Origin of the sequence: Polymorphum gilvum SL003B-26A1 (assembly GCF_000192745.1) — a bacterium.
In the GTDB taxonomy this organism is placed as follows: Bacteria; Pseudomonadota; Alphaproteobacteria; order Rhizobiales; family Stappiaceae; genus Polymorphum; species Polymorphum gilvum.
Map to the genome: position 1 here is coordinate 1,190,142 of NC_015259.1, position 14,535 is coordinate 1,204,676.

14 protein-coding genes are annotated in these 14,535 nt (G+C 65.7%); 2 read left to right on the top strand and 12 right to left on the bottom strand.

Going from position 1 to position 14,535, the window contains the following annotated elements:
• The first annotated feature begins 17 nt into the window (after nucleotides 1-17).
• Nucleotides 18-989 carry a LysR family transcriptional regulator gene (locus SL003B_RS05600; protein ID WP_013651853.1) on the top strand — a complete coding sequence of 324 codons (972 nt, stop codon included), beginning with the start codon at nucleotides 18-20 and terminating at the stop codon, nucleotides 987-989.
• Here SL003B_RS05600 and SL003B_RS05605 read toward each other — a convergent pair.
• The 6 genes from SL003B_RS05605 to SL003B_RS05630 form a co-directional block, all read right to left on the bottom strand.
• Nucleotides 986-1,975 (bottom strand): ABC transporter substrate-binding protein, encoded by a 990-nt coding sequence (locus SL003B_RS05605; RefSeq protein ID WP_041375872.1) that lies wholly within the window; start codon nucleotides 1,973-1,975, stop codon nucleotides 986-988. The two genes, SL003B_RS05600 and SL003B_RS05605, sit on opposite strands and share 4 nt — an antisense overlap.
• 68 nt (nucleotides 1,976-2,043) lie before the next feature.
• Nucleotides 2,044-2,328: a hypothetical protein gene (locus SL003B_RS05610; RefSeq protein WP_013651855.1), complete on the bottom strand. Its 285-nt coding sequence runs from the start codon at nucleotides 2,326-2,328 to the stop codon at nucleotides 2,044-2,046.
• Between the two features lie 2 nt (nucleotides 2,329-2,330).
• Nucleotides 2,331-3,161, bottom strand: coding sequence for a DODA-type extradiol aromatic ring-opening family dioxygenase (locus SL003B_RS05615; protein ID WP_013651856.1), 831 nt, complete (start codon nucleotides 3,159-3,161; stop codon nucleotides 2,331-2,333).
• A 48-nt stretch (nucleotides 3,162-3,209) separates the two neighbouring features.
• Nucleotides 3,210-3,965 carry an ABC transporter ATP-binding protein gene (locus SL003B_RS05620; protein WP_013651857.1) on the bottom strand — a complete coding sequence of 252 codons (756 nt, stop codon included), beginning with the start codon at nucleotides 3,963-3,965 and terminating at the stop codon, nucleotides 3,210-3,212.
• 16 nt (nucleotides 3,966-3,981) lie between these two features.
• Nucleotides 3,982-4,758, bottom strand: a complete 777-nt coding sequence (locus SL003B_RS05625) for an ABC transporter permease (RefSeq protein WP_013651858.1) — start codon at nucleotides 4,756-4,758, stop codon at nucleotides 3,982-3,984.
• On the bottom strand, nucleotides 4,755-5,609 hold the full coding sequence (locus SL003B_RS05630; protein WP_013651859.1) for an ABC transporter permease: 855 nt from the start codon (nucleotides 5,607-5,609) through the stop codon (nucleotides 4,755-4,757). The genes SL003B_RS05625 and SL003B_RS05630 overlap by 4 nt, the downstream gene beginning before the upstream one ends.
• A gap of 241 nt (nucleotides 5,610-5,850) precedes the next feature.
• Between SL003B_RS05630 and SL003B_RS05635 the strand changes: the two genes are divergently transcribed.
• Entirely contained in the window at nucleotides 5,851-6,885 is a 1,035-nt protein-coding gene (locus tag SL003B_RS05635; protein ID WP_013651860.1) for an ABC transporter substrate-binding protein, read from the top strand.
• A 64-nt stretch (nucleotides 6,886-6,949) separates the two neighbouring features.
• On the opposite strand, the gene SL003B_RS05640 is transcribed toward SL003B_RS05635, so the two are convergent.
• From SL003B_RS05640 to SL003B_RS05665, 6 genes are all read right to left on the bottom strand, one after another.
• The gene (locus tag SL003B_RS05640; RefSeq protein ID WP_013651861.1) at nucleotides 6,950-8,038 is read right to left on the bottom strand and encodes an AbrB family transcriptional regulator; all 1,089 of its coding nucleotides are present in this window, start codon (nucleotides 8,036-8,038) and stop codon (nucleotides 6,950-6,952) included.
• Nucleotides 8,039-8,062: 24 nt separating this feature from the next.
• Entirely contained in the window at nucleotides 8,063-9,520 is a 1,458-nt protein-coding gene (locus SL003B_RS05645; RefSeq protein WP_013651862.1) for an aldehyde dehydrogenase family protein, read from the bottom strand.
• Between the two features lie 16 nt (nucleotides 9,521-9,536).
• Complete coding sequence (locus tag SL003B_RS05650) at nucleotides 9,537-11,075, bottom strand: tripartite tricarboxylate transporter permease (protein ID WP_013651863.1); 1,539 nt, start codon at nucleotides 11,073-11,075, stop codon at nucleotides 9,537-9,539.
• 11 nt (nucleotides 11,076-11,086) lie between these two features.
• Nucleotides 11,087-11,566, bottom strand: coding sequence for a tripartite tricarboxylate transporter TctB family protein (locus SL003B_RS05655; RefSeq protein ID WP_013651864.1), 480 nt, complete (start codon nucleotides 11,564-11,566; stop codon nucleotides 11,087-11,089).
• A gap of 64 nt (nucleotides 11,567-11,630) precedes the next feature.
• A complete protein-coding gene (locus tag SL003B_RS05660) occupies nucleotides 11,631-12,599 on the bottom strand; it encodes a tripartite tricarboxylate transporter substrate binding protein (RefSeq protein ID WP_013651865.1) in 969 nt (322 codons plus the stop codon).
• A gap of 80 nt (nucleotides 12,600-12,679) precedes the next feature.
• Complete coding sequence (locus tag SL003B_RS05665) at nucleotides 12,680-14,515, bottom strand: thiamine pyrophosphate-binding protein (RefSeq protein WP_013651866.1); 1,836 nt, start codon at nucleotides 14,513-14,515, stop codon at nucleotides 12,680-12,682.
• Nucleotides 14,516-14,535 lie beyond the last annotated feature (20 nt).

A 14,535-nucleotide genomic window follows, 5' to 3' on the forward strand; every position in this document is an offset into this window, starting at 1 on the left:
AGGCGCAAACGCGGGCCATGCACATCAACGACCGGCAACTGCGGTATTTCGTGAAAGTTGCCGAGACCGGGAACATGACCCGGGCGGCTGCCCTCCTGCGTGTCGCCCAGCCGGCGCTCGGGATCCAGATCCGTCAGCTCGAAGAATCGCTCGGCGTGCCGCTGTTCGATCGCCATTCCCGCGGCGTGTCGATGACGCCCGCGGGGCAACGGCTCCATGAACGGGCCTGCACCATCCTGCGGCTGATGGAAGAGGCGGAAAGCGAGATACGCAGCTTCGGCGAAAGCCGTCGGGAAACGCTTACCTTCGGCGTCACACCCAGCATCATGCGCCTGGTCGGCAGCGAGATCCTGACCGCCGTGCGCCGCGACCTGCCGGACGTCCATCTGTGTCTGATCGAGGAAACGAGTTCGGTCCTCGAAGGCAGCCTGCAACGCGAGGAGGTCGATCTGGCGCTGACCTACCAGCTGCCGGCCGGCACGCCGCTCAACAACACGCCGCTCCTGGTGGAAGACCTGCTCCTGGTCGCCCATCCCGATCAGGCTCCCGTGAGCGATGTCATGGCCTTCTCCGACGTCCTCGACATGGAACTGGTGCTCGCCCATGGTCGCGACCCGATCCGCATTCTGGTGGAGGAGGCAGCTCGCGAGATGGGCCGGCCGGTCAAGGTAGCCTACGAGGTGCAGTCCCTGCAGGCGACCCAGCGGGTGGTTCTGGAAGGCGCGGCGGCCGGCGTCCTGCCTTATGGCACGGTCGCCCAGGAACTGGCGAGCGGCAAGCTGAAGGCCTGCCGCATCGTCGAGCCGCACCTGCGCCGGACGCTCTATCTGGCCCGCCCGTCCGGGCGCGCGCCCTTTGCCAACGAGGACGGCATCATGAAGCTGATGCGCTCGGTGGTAAAGCAGCTCGCGCTCGACCTGGAAGACCTGGCCGAGCTCTGCGAAACGGGCACCGAGAAGGCCCAGGCCATTTCCGGACGTACACCCTAGATCACGACGCTTTCGAACGTGCTCGGATGGAACAGCTCTTCCGGCTGAACCTGGCGCGGCGACAGTCCCTGCGCATGGTGATGGCGCAGGAAGGTTTCGAGCACGTGGCGGTTGTTGTGGAAGCCGTAGGACCAGTAGTCGGCTCCCATCAGCTTGCGGGCATCGTGCACCTGTTCCTCGACGAAAGGCAGCATGACCTTGGTTGCGGAGGTGTCCGAAAGATGCTCCGCGCATACCGCCTTCGACCGGTTGAGGGCCTTGAACAGGGTGGCGGGCAGCCAGGGATGCGCCTCGACCAGGTCCCGGCGGATGCCGACAATGTGCATGATCGGGAAGATCTTGGTGCGCCTGTAATAGTCCAGTGCGGCCGCGCGCGGGTCGTCGAACACCCAGCCGACCTTGTTGTCGTAGCCGAAGCAGGAGGGAATGCGCGGCCCGATCATGCCGTCGATCTCGCCCTTCAGCAGCAGTCCGGACAGGGTGCTGCCCTCGGGGGCGTCGGTCAGCGTCACGTCCGGGGGCAGGTCGAGCTTGATCTTCTCCGGCCGGCCCGGCTCCTCGATGCCCGCGCGCACCCATTCCACGTCGCTCGGACGCACGCCATACTCGTCCTCCATCAGCGCCCGTGCCCAGACGTTGGCGGTCAGCTGGTATTCCGGCAGGCCGATCCGCTTGCCCTTCAGGTCGGCCGGGCTGGCGATGCCGCGATCCTTGCGGACGTAGATAGAGGTGTGCCGGAAGGCGCGCGAGGGATAGACCGGAATGCCGACATAGGGGCAGTCGTCGAGCGCCGTCTTGACCGTGTAGGAACTGAGCGACAGCTCGCAGATGTCGAAGTCCGCATGGCGGAAGGCGCGGAAGAAGATCTCTTCGGGACACAGCCGCAGGAACACCGGATCGACGCCGTCGATCCTGACGTCGCCGTTGAACATGGGGCGCACCCGGTCGTAGTCGCCGATGGCAATGGACAGACGCAAATCACTCATCAAATGGGCCTCGCTTGGACGGATGGTTGGCTCGGCCGGACGCTGCGCAAGGCGCTCCGGCCATGACTTCACAGATCGGTTCTCGGGGTCATGCCATCCACGGCGCGCATGCGCGCGTTATAGACGGGCAACGTCAGGCCGAGCACCTCGAACCGGGTGAGATACCCCAGCAGGAAGGCGTTGGCGCCGAGCAGGTAGAGCGTGCCGACATCGCCGGCGAGCACCGCCGCGCGCTCCTCTTCGGTCAAGTCGAGACCGGCCACGACCTGCTCCGGGTAATTCTGCATGGCGTAGCGGAAATTCTTGTCGTGCATGAGGTTGTGGCACATGCGGTTGACGGCGTAGATGCTCATGATCACTCCTCCGCTTCCCAGACGCCGAAGGCGTGGCCGCGTATTTCCTGGATATCGATCCAGGACGCCCGATCGTTGGCGACGGCGCCGATCATCGCGATCCAGTTGAGCAGTTCGCCGCCGACATTGCCGGCCGCCAGCATGCGTTCCTCGGACGCCTCATCAAGAAGCGTCTCGATGTCGCCGGTGAGCATCAGCTCGATCACCCGCTTCGCCCAGGGCAGGTCGGGCACGCCGTAGTTCTCGCCCGGGAACATCTTCGGCCCGGCCACGTCGAGCGAGAAGCTGCCGGTGCCGATCACCTCCACGCGGATGTCCTCCGGCCAGGACAGGATCGCCAGGCGTAGCGCCTTGCCGAAGGCATAGGCGCGCCGGGCCGACGGCATCGGCGGCAGGTGGCCGTTCAGGAAGATCGGGATGATCGGCTGCTCGAAGCCCGGCGTCAGGAAATGGAACGGCACGCAGACGGAATGGCCGACCTTGAAGTTGGTGACCAGCGCGGAATCGAAGTCGCGGGCGATCAGTTCGCGATGCAGATGCAGCGCCAGCGTCTTGTGCGAACGGATGACGCGCGGCGGCATCAGGGCGACGTCGTCCACCGGACCGTAGAAGCCGTGATCGACGCCGACCGCGAAGGTCGGATAGGTGTCGAAATAGAACGTGTTGAAATGGTCGGTGTCGATCATCAGGATGACGTCGGGCCGATGCGCCTCCAGATCGGCGCGCACCTTGCCGAAGAACGTGTTGATCTCGCCGTTCGACCCCTCCTGGGCGGCGAACCGCGGAAAATAGGGCGTATGCGGCACACCGATGCCGCCAACGATCCTGGCCATTCTTCCTCCTTCGTGTCCGGACCGTGCCGGACTGTCAGTCGTCGTGTCTCAGCCCGCCTGCGCGGCCATGATTTCCCTGAACACATGGCTGCGCAGGTGCAGGAACTGCGGGTCTTCCTTGGTGGTGATCTGGTCGCGCGCGACCGGCAGCGGCACCGTCAGGATCTCCTGCACCACGGTCGGCGACGAACTCAGCACGACGATGCGGTCGCCCAGATAGACGGACTCGTCGATGTCGTGGGTGACGAACAGGATGGTCATGCCGTAGCGTGCCTTGATCGACAGCATCAGGTCTTCCAGGTTGGCGCGCGTCTGCGCGTCGACCGAGGCGAAGGGCTCGTCCATCAGCAGGATCTCCGGCTGGTAAGCGATGGCCCGCGCGATCGAGGTGCGCTGCTGCATGCCGCCGGACAGCTGCCAGGGATAGCGGTCGATGGCGTGCGTGAGGCCAACGGCTTCAACCGCCTCCTCTACCAGCCGCGTGATCTCGGATTTGGCCAGCCCCTTGTTGCGCAACGGGAACGCCACGTTCTGGCGCACGGTCATCCAGGGAAACAGGGAGCGTGAATAGTCCTGGAACACCAGCGCCATCTGCTTGGGCGGCCGGGTGACCGTCACACCATCGAGGGCCACCCGGCCACCGGTCGGTGGCATCAGGCCGGACAGGCATTTGAGCAGGGTGGTCTTGCCGCAGCCGGATGGCCCGACGATGCAGTTGAACTCGCCCTGGGCGAATTCCACCGTGATGTCCTTGATCGCCTCGACCTGACCGAAGCTCTTGCTTAGCTGTTCGACACGAAGCACACGAACTCTCCACTTGTCAGTGCGCGGCCCGGCGGGCACTGCGGTGCCAGCGCAGCACGCGGTGCTGGATCAGGATCAGCGCCATGTTCAACGCGTAACCGAGGAGGCCGAGCAGGAGGATGCCGGCCCACATGGACGGAATGTCGAACATGCGCTTGGCCTTCCAGATGCCGAAGCCGATGCCGTTGGATGCGGCGACGAACTCGCTGATCACCATCATGATCACGGCCAGCGACAGGCTGGTCCTCAGGCCGGCGAAGATGCTCGGCAGAGCCCCGGGCAGGATGACGTGCACGAGCATGTCACGCCGGCCGATGCCGTACATCCTGGCGGTATCGCGCAGGGTCGGATCGATGCCGGATACCCCGGCGATGGTGTTGAGCAGGATCGGGAAGACGCAGACCAGGGCGATCAGCAGGACCTTGGCGCTGTCGCCGACGCCGAGGACCAGCAGCGTCAGCGGCAGCAGCGCCGGCGGTGGCAAGGCCCGGAAGAACTCCACTAGCGGCGTCACCGCCAGTCGTGTCCGACGCGACAGTCCCAGAACCGTGCCCAGGCTGACTGCGAGGGCTGCCGACAGCGCGAAGCCGGCCAGGGTGCGCCACAGGCTCGGCCAGATGTCGCTCAGGAACCGCGCGCCGATCCAGCCTTCGGCGAATTCTTCCAGGATCTTGCCCAGTGGCGGGAAGAAGAAGTTGTTCTGGCCGCCGGCCCAGAGCGCATAGGCACCGATCAGGAGCGATGGCGTCAGGACTTCCAGCGCAATCAGCAGGATGGAACCGGGGCGCCTCATGCGTGCTCCTTGCGAAAGGAGGGATGCCAGAACAGGAGCTGGGCCTCGATGCGGGCGAGACCGGTGTTCAGTCCCCAGCCGAGCAGGCCTGTGGCCAGGATCAGCGCATAGGCGCGTTCCACGTTGGCGCCCTGGCGGGCCTCCAGGATGATCTTGCCGATGCCGGGAACGCCGATGACGATCTCCATGGTGACGACGATGATCAGGGCCACCGCCGAGCCGATGCGGATGCCCGTCGCGACATAGGGCAGGGCCAACGGCAGCGAGATCAGCACCAGCCGCTGCAGCGGGCGGAAACCGAAGGACCGCGCCGTATCCAGTGCCAGCGGCTCGACGTCGTGCATGCCGTAGACGCTCTGGATCAGGATCGGCCAGAAGGCGGCGAAGGCGGCGAGGAAGATCTTGCTTTCGTAACTGATGCCGATGACCAGAATCACTGCCGGAATCAGGGCCACCGAGGGCACCGGCCGCAGGAACTCGACCACCAGGCGCAGCGCGTAGTAGACCGTTCGCGATGCGCCCATGGCGATGCCGAGCGCAATGCCGAGGACGCCGGCGATGACCAGGCTGACGCCCCAGGTCCACAGCGTGTCCCACAAGGCCAGCCAGAAGCTCGGCAGGACGAACTGCTTCGCGAGCGTGACGAACATGATGGTCGGCGCCGGAAAGAACTGCTGCGGCACGATGTCGGTGCGGGTCACCGCTTCGACGAACAGGATGAAGGAGAGCGTGCCGAGCCACGGCAGGGTCGCGTCGCGGCACAGCCGGCGCCCGATGTCGCTGGCGATCTGCCGTTCCGGCCGGACCGGTGTCACATTTCCGGCGTCGCAACCATCCGCAGTCCTGGTCATTGATCCTCCCCGGCACGGCTCCGTGGCCGCGTGCCTGCTTGTGATGACAGGCAGGCGGGGCGAAACCCACTACAGTTTGCTTAGGGCAGCTCTTCAAATTTCCGCCTGTCTGGACCGGCAGCCGACCTAGGTTTTTTGCAGGCCTGCCCTTCTTCTTAAGTAGTGGGGCGACCGGCGCGACCATGCGATCAATACGCTCATAAGGCGGGAGAAACCGCCGGTTGTCGCATGGGAGGAAACAATGCACGCGCTCATCAAGGGGCTGTCGGCTCAACCCAAGATCAATCGGCGCCAGCTGGCCGCCGGCACCTGCGTCGCCGCCGTGCTGGCGCTTCTGGCCAGCACAGGCGTGCCGGCAACGGCTGCCGAAACCAAGCCGCTGGATCCGAACGATCCGTACAAGGTCACGCTCGGCACCATCCCGATCGCGCCGCTGATTCCGGCCTTCATCGCCATGGAGCAAGGCTGGTTCAAGGAAGAAGGCCTCGATGTCGAACTGAAGCCGGAGCCGGGCGGACAGGATATCGTCACCGCCGTCGTCGCGCAGGAATTCGACTTCGGCTTTTCCAACCAGACATCGCTGCTGATCGCGCGCTCGCGTGGCCTGCCGATCTCGGCCTTCGCCAATGGCGTGGTCGGCTCGCCGGACGTCGCTTCGGCCTGGGACGGACTGATCGTCAGGAACGACAGCCCGATCAAGGAGCCGAAAGACCTGATCGGCAAGACGGTGTCGGTGAACACGCTCAACAATACCCCGCACATGGTGCTCTTGAAGGCGCTTGAGAACGCCGGCATCGAGAACCCGGAGCGCCAGATCACGTTCATCGAGGTGCAGTTCCCCGACGCGGTCGGCGCGGTCAGCCAGGGCCGGGTGGATGCCGCCTGGGTGGTCGAGCCGTTCGTGACCGTCGGGCGGATGTTCGGCGATACCAGGATCGTCATGCATCTCCTGATCGAAACGGCGCCGAGCTTCCTCATGTCGGCCTATTTCACCTCCGACAAGCTGATCGCCGAGCGGCCGGACGTGGTCGCCGCCTTCGCTCGGGCGATCAACAGGGCGATGAAGTATGCCAGCGAGAACCCGCAGGTGGTTCGCGACTCGTTTCCCAAGTTCAACGAGAACGCCAACCCGAAGGTAGCCCAGGCGATGGCGCTCCCCTTCTGGAAGTTCGAGCTTTCAGCGGCAGACTTCGAGATGGGCGCGGAACTGGCCAAGAGGTACGGCTTCATCGACGAGGTCCCTGACTTGGAGGCCTTCGTCAAGATCCCCGAGTGAGACGCCGTCACGGACGGCTGGAAGCCTCAGCGCCGGCAAGTCTCCTTGCCGGACGCATCTGCTGTCAGGGCGCGCCGCTCCGGGTGCGTTCGACGAACCGGTAGGCCTGAGGCAGCACGGCGACGGCAAAGAAGATCCGGTAGAGGTGATGCAGCGTCACGAAGGGGACGCTGAGGTGCAGCGACAGGGCGATCAGGCTCATCTCCGCCAGACCGCCGGGGGCGAAGGCGAGCAGCAGGGCCTCGAAGCGCATGCCGAGCAGGCCGTGCAATCCAAAGGCTGCCAGAACGGCCATCGTCATCATCAGGGCGAAAGCGGCAAGCGCCAGTCCGAGGGCCTGGACGAGATCGCGTGCGGCGATGCCGACGAAGCCGACGCCAAGCGAGGTCCCGACCACCAGCTGGGTGACGGCGATCAGGACGGCCGGCGGCGTTCCGTCGGTCCAGCCGACGAGATGGACGATGGCACCGAACAGGATGGCACCGGAAATGTCGGCGGCTGGCAACCGCAGCCTGCGGGCGAAAAGGGTGCCGCCGATGCCGGCGCCGGCCAGCACGATCACGTCTGAGACACTCAGCGGCGTACGGGGTCCGACGAGGTCGGACTGGACCATGCTGCCGACCACTTGTCCGCCGAACCACCAGAAGACAAGCGGGATGATCAGAACGATGAGCGAGATGCGCAGGAAGTGCTGGATCAGGATCAGGCGCTGGTTGCCGCCCCGCTCGGTGCCAAGCAGCGTCGCCTCGACGAAACCGCCTGGGAAGGAGGCGAAAAATGCGGTCGGCAGGTCGTAGCGGCCGAATTTCAGAAACAGCAGGAAGACGGCCGCATGGACCAGCACGAGAAAGACCGACAGCAGCAGCAGGCTCGACCACCAGTCGGGAATCTGGCGCAGGATCTCCGAGGTGAACGCGTTGCTGATCATCAGGCCGAGGATCGGCAGGAAGATCTGGCGGCTGCTGCGTGGCCAGGACGGCGGCGCGCCGAACAGTTGGCGGCCGGAGAGCGCCAGCAGGCACAGAGACACCTGCGCGCCGATGAGCCAGGGCAGGGGGGCGCCGATCCAGGCCGCAACCGCGCCGCCGGAGGCAGCCACGGCAAGGGTGGCAAGCGGCGTGCGGACGGCGGCGAGGGATGATACTGGCAGCATGCTGGGACCTGGCGGGAGGAGCGGTCAGTCCAGAGCAATATGGATGTTCTTTTCCCGCGTAAAGGCGATCAGTTCGCCGATGCATTCCTCGCGGCCGATGCCGGACTGCTTCACACCTCCGAACGGCGCGCCGAGGAAATGGGCGCCGGACTTGTTGACCCAGACGAAACCGGCATCCGCCCGCGCGGCCAGCCGGTGCGCCGTGGCGAGGTCGCGCGTCCAGATCGAGCAGGTCAGGCCGTATTCGACGGAGTTGGCCTCCTCCAGCATCGTTGCCTCGTCCTGCCAGCGCAGCACGGACAGGACCGGCCCGAAGATCTCCTCCCGGGCGATGGTCATGTTCTGGGTCACGTCGGCGAACACCGTCGGCTCGACGAAGTTGCCGTTCGAAAGCGCCGGGTCGTCCGGGACCTTTCCGCCGCACATCAGGCGGGCACCCTCCTCGATGCCCTTGGCGATGTAGCGCAGGATCTTGTCACGCTGCGTCCGGCTGATCAGCGCGCCCATCGTCGTGTCCATCTGTGTCGGGTCTCCGGGCTTGAACGCACCACATAGCGCGACGACGCGTTCCAGGATCGCGTCATGGACGTCTGCATGCAGAAAGGCCCGGCTGGTCGAGCCGCAGGACTGGCCGCACCAGGCGAAGTTCATGCCGGCGACGATACCGCGCGCCGTCTTTTCGATATCCGCATCGGGGCAGGCGATCAGCGCGTTCTTGCCGCCAAGTTCCAGCATGACGTCCTTGACCGTCGCGCTGGCGCCGGCCATTACGGCCCGTCCGGTCGGGACGCTGCCGATCAGGCCGACCTTGGCGACCTTGGGGTGGCTGGCCAGCACGGCGCCGGCCTCCGGTCCGCCATGGACGACGTTGAGCACACCCGGCGGCAGGATGCCGTCGATCAGTTCCAGGAAGCGCAGAACCGACAAGGGTGCCTGTTCGGCGGGCTTGAGCACCACCGTGTTGCCTGCGGCGAGCGGCGCGGCCATCTTGCCGGCGCAGAACATCAGGGGATGATTGAAGGCGACGATGCGCCCGACCACACCGAGCGGTTCGCGAACGGTCAGGTTGAGCGCGTTCGGCCCCATCGGAATCGTATCGCCCTTCATTTCGGTCACAAGGCCGGCGAAGAAGTCGAGCTGGCTGGTGGCGATGTCGATGTCCTTCAACATCGCGGCGACCGGATTGCCACTGTCTGCGGCGTCGATCAACGCAAGTTCGTCCTTGTGGGCGCGCATGACGGCGGCGATCTCCCGCAGCCGCCGTCCGCGCTCGAGCGGTGGGGCGTCTCTCCACGCGGGAAAGGCAACTGCTGCGGCCTCGATCGCCGCCGCCATGTCCTCGGCCGCGCCGAAACTCGCCGGGCCGAAACTCTCGCCAGTGGCCGGGCTTGTGCACTCGCATGTCGCGCCGCCGCGTGCGTCGTGCCAGGCGCCGCCGTAGTACAGGGCGCGCCGCTCGGGCAGGATCAGGCTGTGGGTCATGAGGAACTCCTGGAGATCACGATTGGGGTCCGTCTGCCGGGACCGCGCGGCGTCGTTGTGTGTCGCGCCAGCCGCGCCAGGCGATGCGTGCAATGACGAACACGGTCATCGCCACAAAGGCCATGAAGATCGGCCGGCTGAGAAGCGCTTCCGGGCGCCGGCCGAAGAGGACCACGGTCTGCCGCACGGCCTCCTCGAAGGTACCACCGAGGGCGAAACCGATGATGAAAGTGGCGAAGGGGTAGTCCAGCTTGCGCATGAAATAGCCGACCACCGCGAAGATCATCATGACCGCCACGGCGAACATTGTGTTGCCGTTGGAGTAGGCGCCGGCGACGCACAGCACTACGACAACCGGCAGGATGACCGTCTTGGGCACGTTGACGATGAGTGCGAACAGCCGCAGACCGATGTTGCCGACGATGAAATTGGCAAAATTGGCGAGGAACATGGCGGCGAAGATGCCGTAGACCAACTGGCCATGGTCCTTGAAGATCAGCGGCCCCGGATTGACGCCGTGGATAAGGAAGGCGCCGATAAGGATTGCTGCCGACAGGCTGCCGGGGATCCCGAGGGACAGCAGGGGGATTAGGTTGGCGCCGTTGACGGCGCTGTTTGCCGCCTCTGTTGCGGCAATGCCCTCCAGCTTGCCCTTGCCGAATTCCTCTGGTGTCCTCGACGCTCGCTTGGCCGCGCCATAGCCGAGAAAACCGGCAATGATGGCGCCGATGCCGGGCACGGCGCCGACACTGGTTCCGATCAACGCCGAGCGCACCAGCGTGCGCCGGCATTCGAAATATTCCTTGAAACTGACCCGCCGGTCCTCGGCGGGGATGCTCTTGGAGAAGGCCGAGATGCGTTTGGCCGGCGGATTGCGTCCGAGCGTGTAGGCCTCGATCTGGATCAGGATTTCCGACAGCGCCAGCAGGCCGATGGACATCGGGATCAGCGGCACGCCCTCGATCAGGTTGGCATAGCCGAAGGTCAGGCGTGGCTGTGCGGTCTCGATGTCGAGCCCTACGCAGGCGACGAAGGCGCCGAGCAGGGCCGCGATCAGTCCGCGAAGCAGCGAGCGGCCGGCCAGTCCCGCGATGATCGTCAGCGAGAAGGCGAATACGCCGGCCAGTTCGGGCGGTCCCATGCGCAACGCCAGGATGGCAAGAGGCGCGGCAACCGTGAACAGGACGAGGTCGCTGAAGGTGTCGCCGGTGAACGAGGCGTAGAGTGCCATCTTCAGCGCCTTCAGGCCCTTGCCTCTTTGCGCCAGCGGGTAACCGTCAAAGGCGGTTGAGGTTGCTTCCGGCGATCCCGGCGTGTTGAGCAGGATGGCCGAGATCGCTCCGCCGAAGGCGCCGCCCTTGGCGATCGCGATCAGGAAGGCGATGGCGGACAGCGGGCTCATGTAGAAGGTCAGCGGTACCGCCACGGCCAGCGCCATCGGTGCATTCAGGCCGGGAATCGCTCCGACCACGATGCCAATCGCCACCCCTGCGAAGATATAGGCGACGTTGACGACGGTGAGGGCATCCTGAATGCCGGCAAGGATGGTGTCCATCGGCTCGTCTCTCAGGCAGGCAGGTAGATCAGGAAGAGGTAGCGGAAAGCGAGGTAGATCGCGGCGGGTGCGCCGACCGCGAGCAGGGCCAGCTGCCACAGATGCCTGCGCCGTTCGCGCTGCAGCGCACCCATGGCGATCCCCGTCGCCATAACGGCGAGGACACCGGCGGCAATGAAGCTGTGGGCGACCATCACCCAGTAGACGGCGACCAGCATGGTGGCTGCGGCCGTGATGAAGGCGAATTCGGCAAGGCCGAGCGGCGGTTGCCCGCTTTCTGCCTGCGGGGCACGCATCAGGACGGCAAGGAGGCGCAGGACGAGCATCAGCGCGGTCAGGCCGATCAGCAGGCGGGCGATCAGGTTGGGGAAGAAGTCCGGCGGAAGACCGCCGAAAGACATGCTGCCGATCTGATCGGGAATGATCACGGCGTACAGTGCCAGCCCGAGGCCCAGAAGAAACAGACCGGAGAGAATATCGGAGGTGCGCAACCCTTCGTTCCCCTGCAAGACGGAAAAGCCCGGCCCGCCCGGTGTGGCAGGCCGTGCTCTCGTGTCACTTCTTGGCGTCTTCGGCGAGCATCGCCTCGAGGAACGGCATGACCTCTTCCTGCTGCTTGCGCAGATAGGCCAGCGTGTCCTGCGGATTGCGATAGTCCGCGGTGAGGAACATGCGCTCGTGCAACTGCTGCTTTAGGTCGTCGGTCAGCGCCGCCTCGACCGCCTTCGTCAGCCGCTCCAACACGTCGGCGGGCAGGCCCTTGGGAGCGGACAGCATGAAGGTGTCGACGAAGGCGTAGTCATGTCCCAGCTCGCGCAGGGTCGGGATGTTGGAGAACGTCTCGTTGCGTTTGTAGCCAAGCGAGAACAGCGGCTTCAGTTCGCCGGCCTGAACCAGCTGGTGCCAGCCGGAGGCTCCCCAGGTCATGTCGGTATGACCGCCCAGCACCTGCTGGATGCCTGCGCCGCCGCCTTGGGTCGGGATGACGTCGATGTCGATGCCTTCCTTCTGCTCAAGGGCGATGGCCATGAGCCGCGACACGGCGACCTGCGAAGACAGCGTGAGCACGCGCTTGTTGTCGCGGGCGTCCTTGATGAGGTCCTCGTAGCTGTTCCAGGGGGCGTCCTTGCGCACCACCAGCGCGTCCTCCGGATAGGAAACTGTGGCGATGTGGTCGAGATCGTCCATCGTGTAGGGCAGGCTCTTGTTGTAGACCGGGCTCAACACAAAGGCCGCGCTGGCACCCATGCCGATGGAATAGCCGTCGGCCGGCAGGTTCATCAGGCTCGCGGCCATCACCGCGCCGCCGCCGCCGGGCTGCTGCACGGCCACCACCGGCACGCCGAGTTCCTTCTCGAGGTTCTCGATCAGCAAGCGCGCCGTGGTGTCGACAGCGCCGCCGGGGGCGAAGCCGATGTACATCGTGATCGGCTTGTCGGGAAACTCGGCCAGCGCCACGCCGGGCAGGACAAGAGTGGCGGCGAACAGGGCCGCCGTCAGGCTCTTCAGGGAATTCCTCGTCATTTGCATCTCCTCCTTCGGATGATCTGGCTCCGGCTTCTGTCGGCCGGAGCGGAAAGGCCAAGCGGTCTGCCGGTTGCCGGTCAGGCCGCGTCCTCCTGGCCGAACATGTTGGCGTAGCCGTCCTCGATGCGGGCATCGATGAGCACCCGCCCGCCATGGCGGACCTGTTGCGTCGCCGCGCGCAGGGCAGCGACAAGCTCCGCATGGCTGTGCAGCGGACCGATGGTCTCGAAACCCTGGGCCCTCGCCATCGCGCAGATGTCCACTTCCGGGTCGCTCAGCCGCTGACCGATCCACTTGTTCTCGGCCGGCCGTCCGCGGGCGATCGCGACACGCTCCTGATGGCGTTCATCGTTGAAATAGGACGTGTTGTTGGCGACCACGACGAGCAGCGGCAACCTGAGATGGCTCGCGCTCCACAGTGCATTGATGCCCATCAGTGTGTCGCCGTCGCCGAGCACCGCAGTCACGATCCGGCCGCTGTCCTTGAGCGCCAGCGCGGCGCCGACCGCATGGCCGGGGCCGACGCCGACGGCGCCTCCGCCATCCTTGCCAAGGTAGGACAGGGGGTGGGTGAAGTGGCTGGCCGCCGTCGGCCAGCCGAGCGGCAGGCGCACGAAGGTGACGTCGTTCTCGATGGCATGCGCGCGCATGGCTAGGGCGAAATCTCCGAGCGCGATCCGGTCCTCGCTCCCGCCTCGCGGCGACGGCAGCCTGGTCGTCCAGTGCGGCCCATCGAAGCGCCAGTCGGTGCCGATGCCACGCCCGTCTGCGGACCGCTCAAGCAGAGCGGCAACCAGGCTGTCGGGATGGGCGAGAATGTTCTCGTCGACTGCCGCCAGCGCCTGGTGGTCCATGCTCCAGCCGTTCGCCAGCATGCTGTCGAGCGAGCAATGCACCACCCTGCAGCCGATCGGATGCTGGCTCTGCGAGGTGTCGGTGCAACTCCTGAGGTAGCCGGCGAGATCCATCCAGTCGAAGCTGACGATCAGATCGGCTTGCGCGATCAGGCGGCGCTCGGCATCCGTGCGCTGTTCGCCACACGGCGGCAGGACGTGCTGGTGATGGGAGGTCGGGAAAACCGAGGGATTGTGGATGCTGGTCAGTACCGCTGCGCCGGTCGCCTCGGCCAGGTCAATGCGACGCTGCCATTCGGCCAGCCCGCGCGCCATCCGTCCGTACAGGAAAACCGGGCGGCGTGCCTTTGCAAGGGCGCCGACAATGCGGTCGAGCGCGGTCGGTGCGGGGACCGGAAGCGCCGGTGCCGAGAAGCGGCGGGCATCGGGCACGGTCACGGGCCGGTCGAGTGCCTCTTCCTGTGTCGTCACGTCCAGGCAGACGTAGCTCGGACCGAACGGCGCCGTCGTCGTCACCTGATGGGCGCGCAACAGTGCCTCAACGGCAGCCTCGGCCGAAGCCGGCTGGTCGTCCCATTTGACGAACGGCCGGATCAGGGCACCCTGATCGCGGGCCGTGTGCACCCAGTCGATCCAGGGCCGGCGCTTGTGCGCATCCACCGGCCCAGTGGCGCCGACGATGACCATCGGCACCCGGTCGCACCAGGCGTTGTAGATGGCCATCGAAGCGTGCATGAGGCCAACATTGGCATGCAGGGCGACTGCCATCGGCCGGTCGCTCGCCCGGCCGTAGCCGTCAGCGATGGCGACCGCGTGCTCCTCGTGAAGGCAGAGGACCATCTTGGGCCGGGTGTTGCCGAGACAGTTTACCAGCGAGTCATGGAGGCCGCGGAAACTCGATCCCGGCACGAGCGCGATAAAATCGAAATCAAGCTCCCGCAAGGTCTGGGCGACAACGTCGCTGCCCCAGCATCTCGATTGCCTGTCGCCCGCGACCGGTTTTTCCAGATCGTCGAGCCAGTTCGTTGCCGGCTCGGTCCGGCCGTGCACGTCGTCCATGCCTGTCTTGCTCCTCCCGC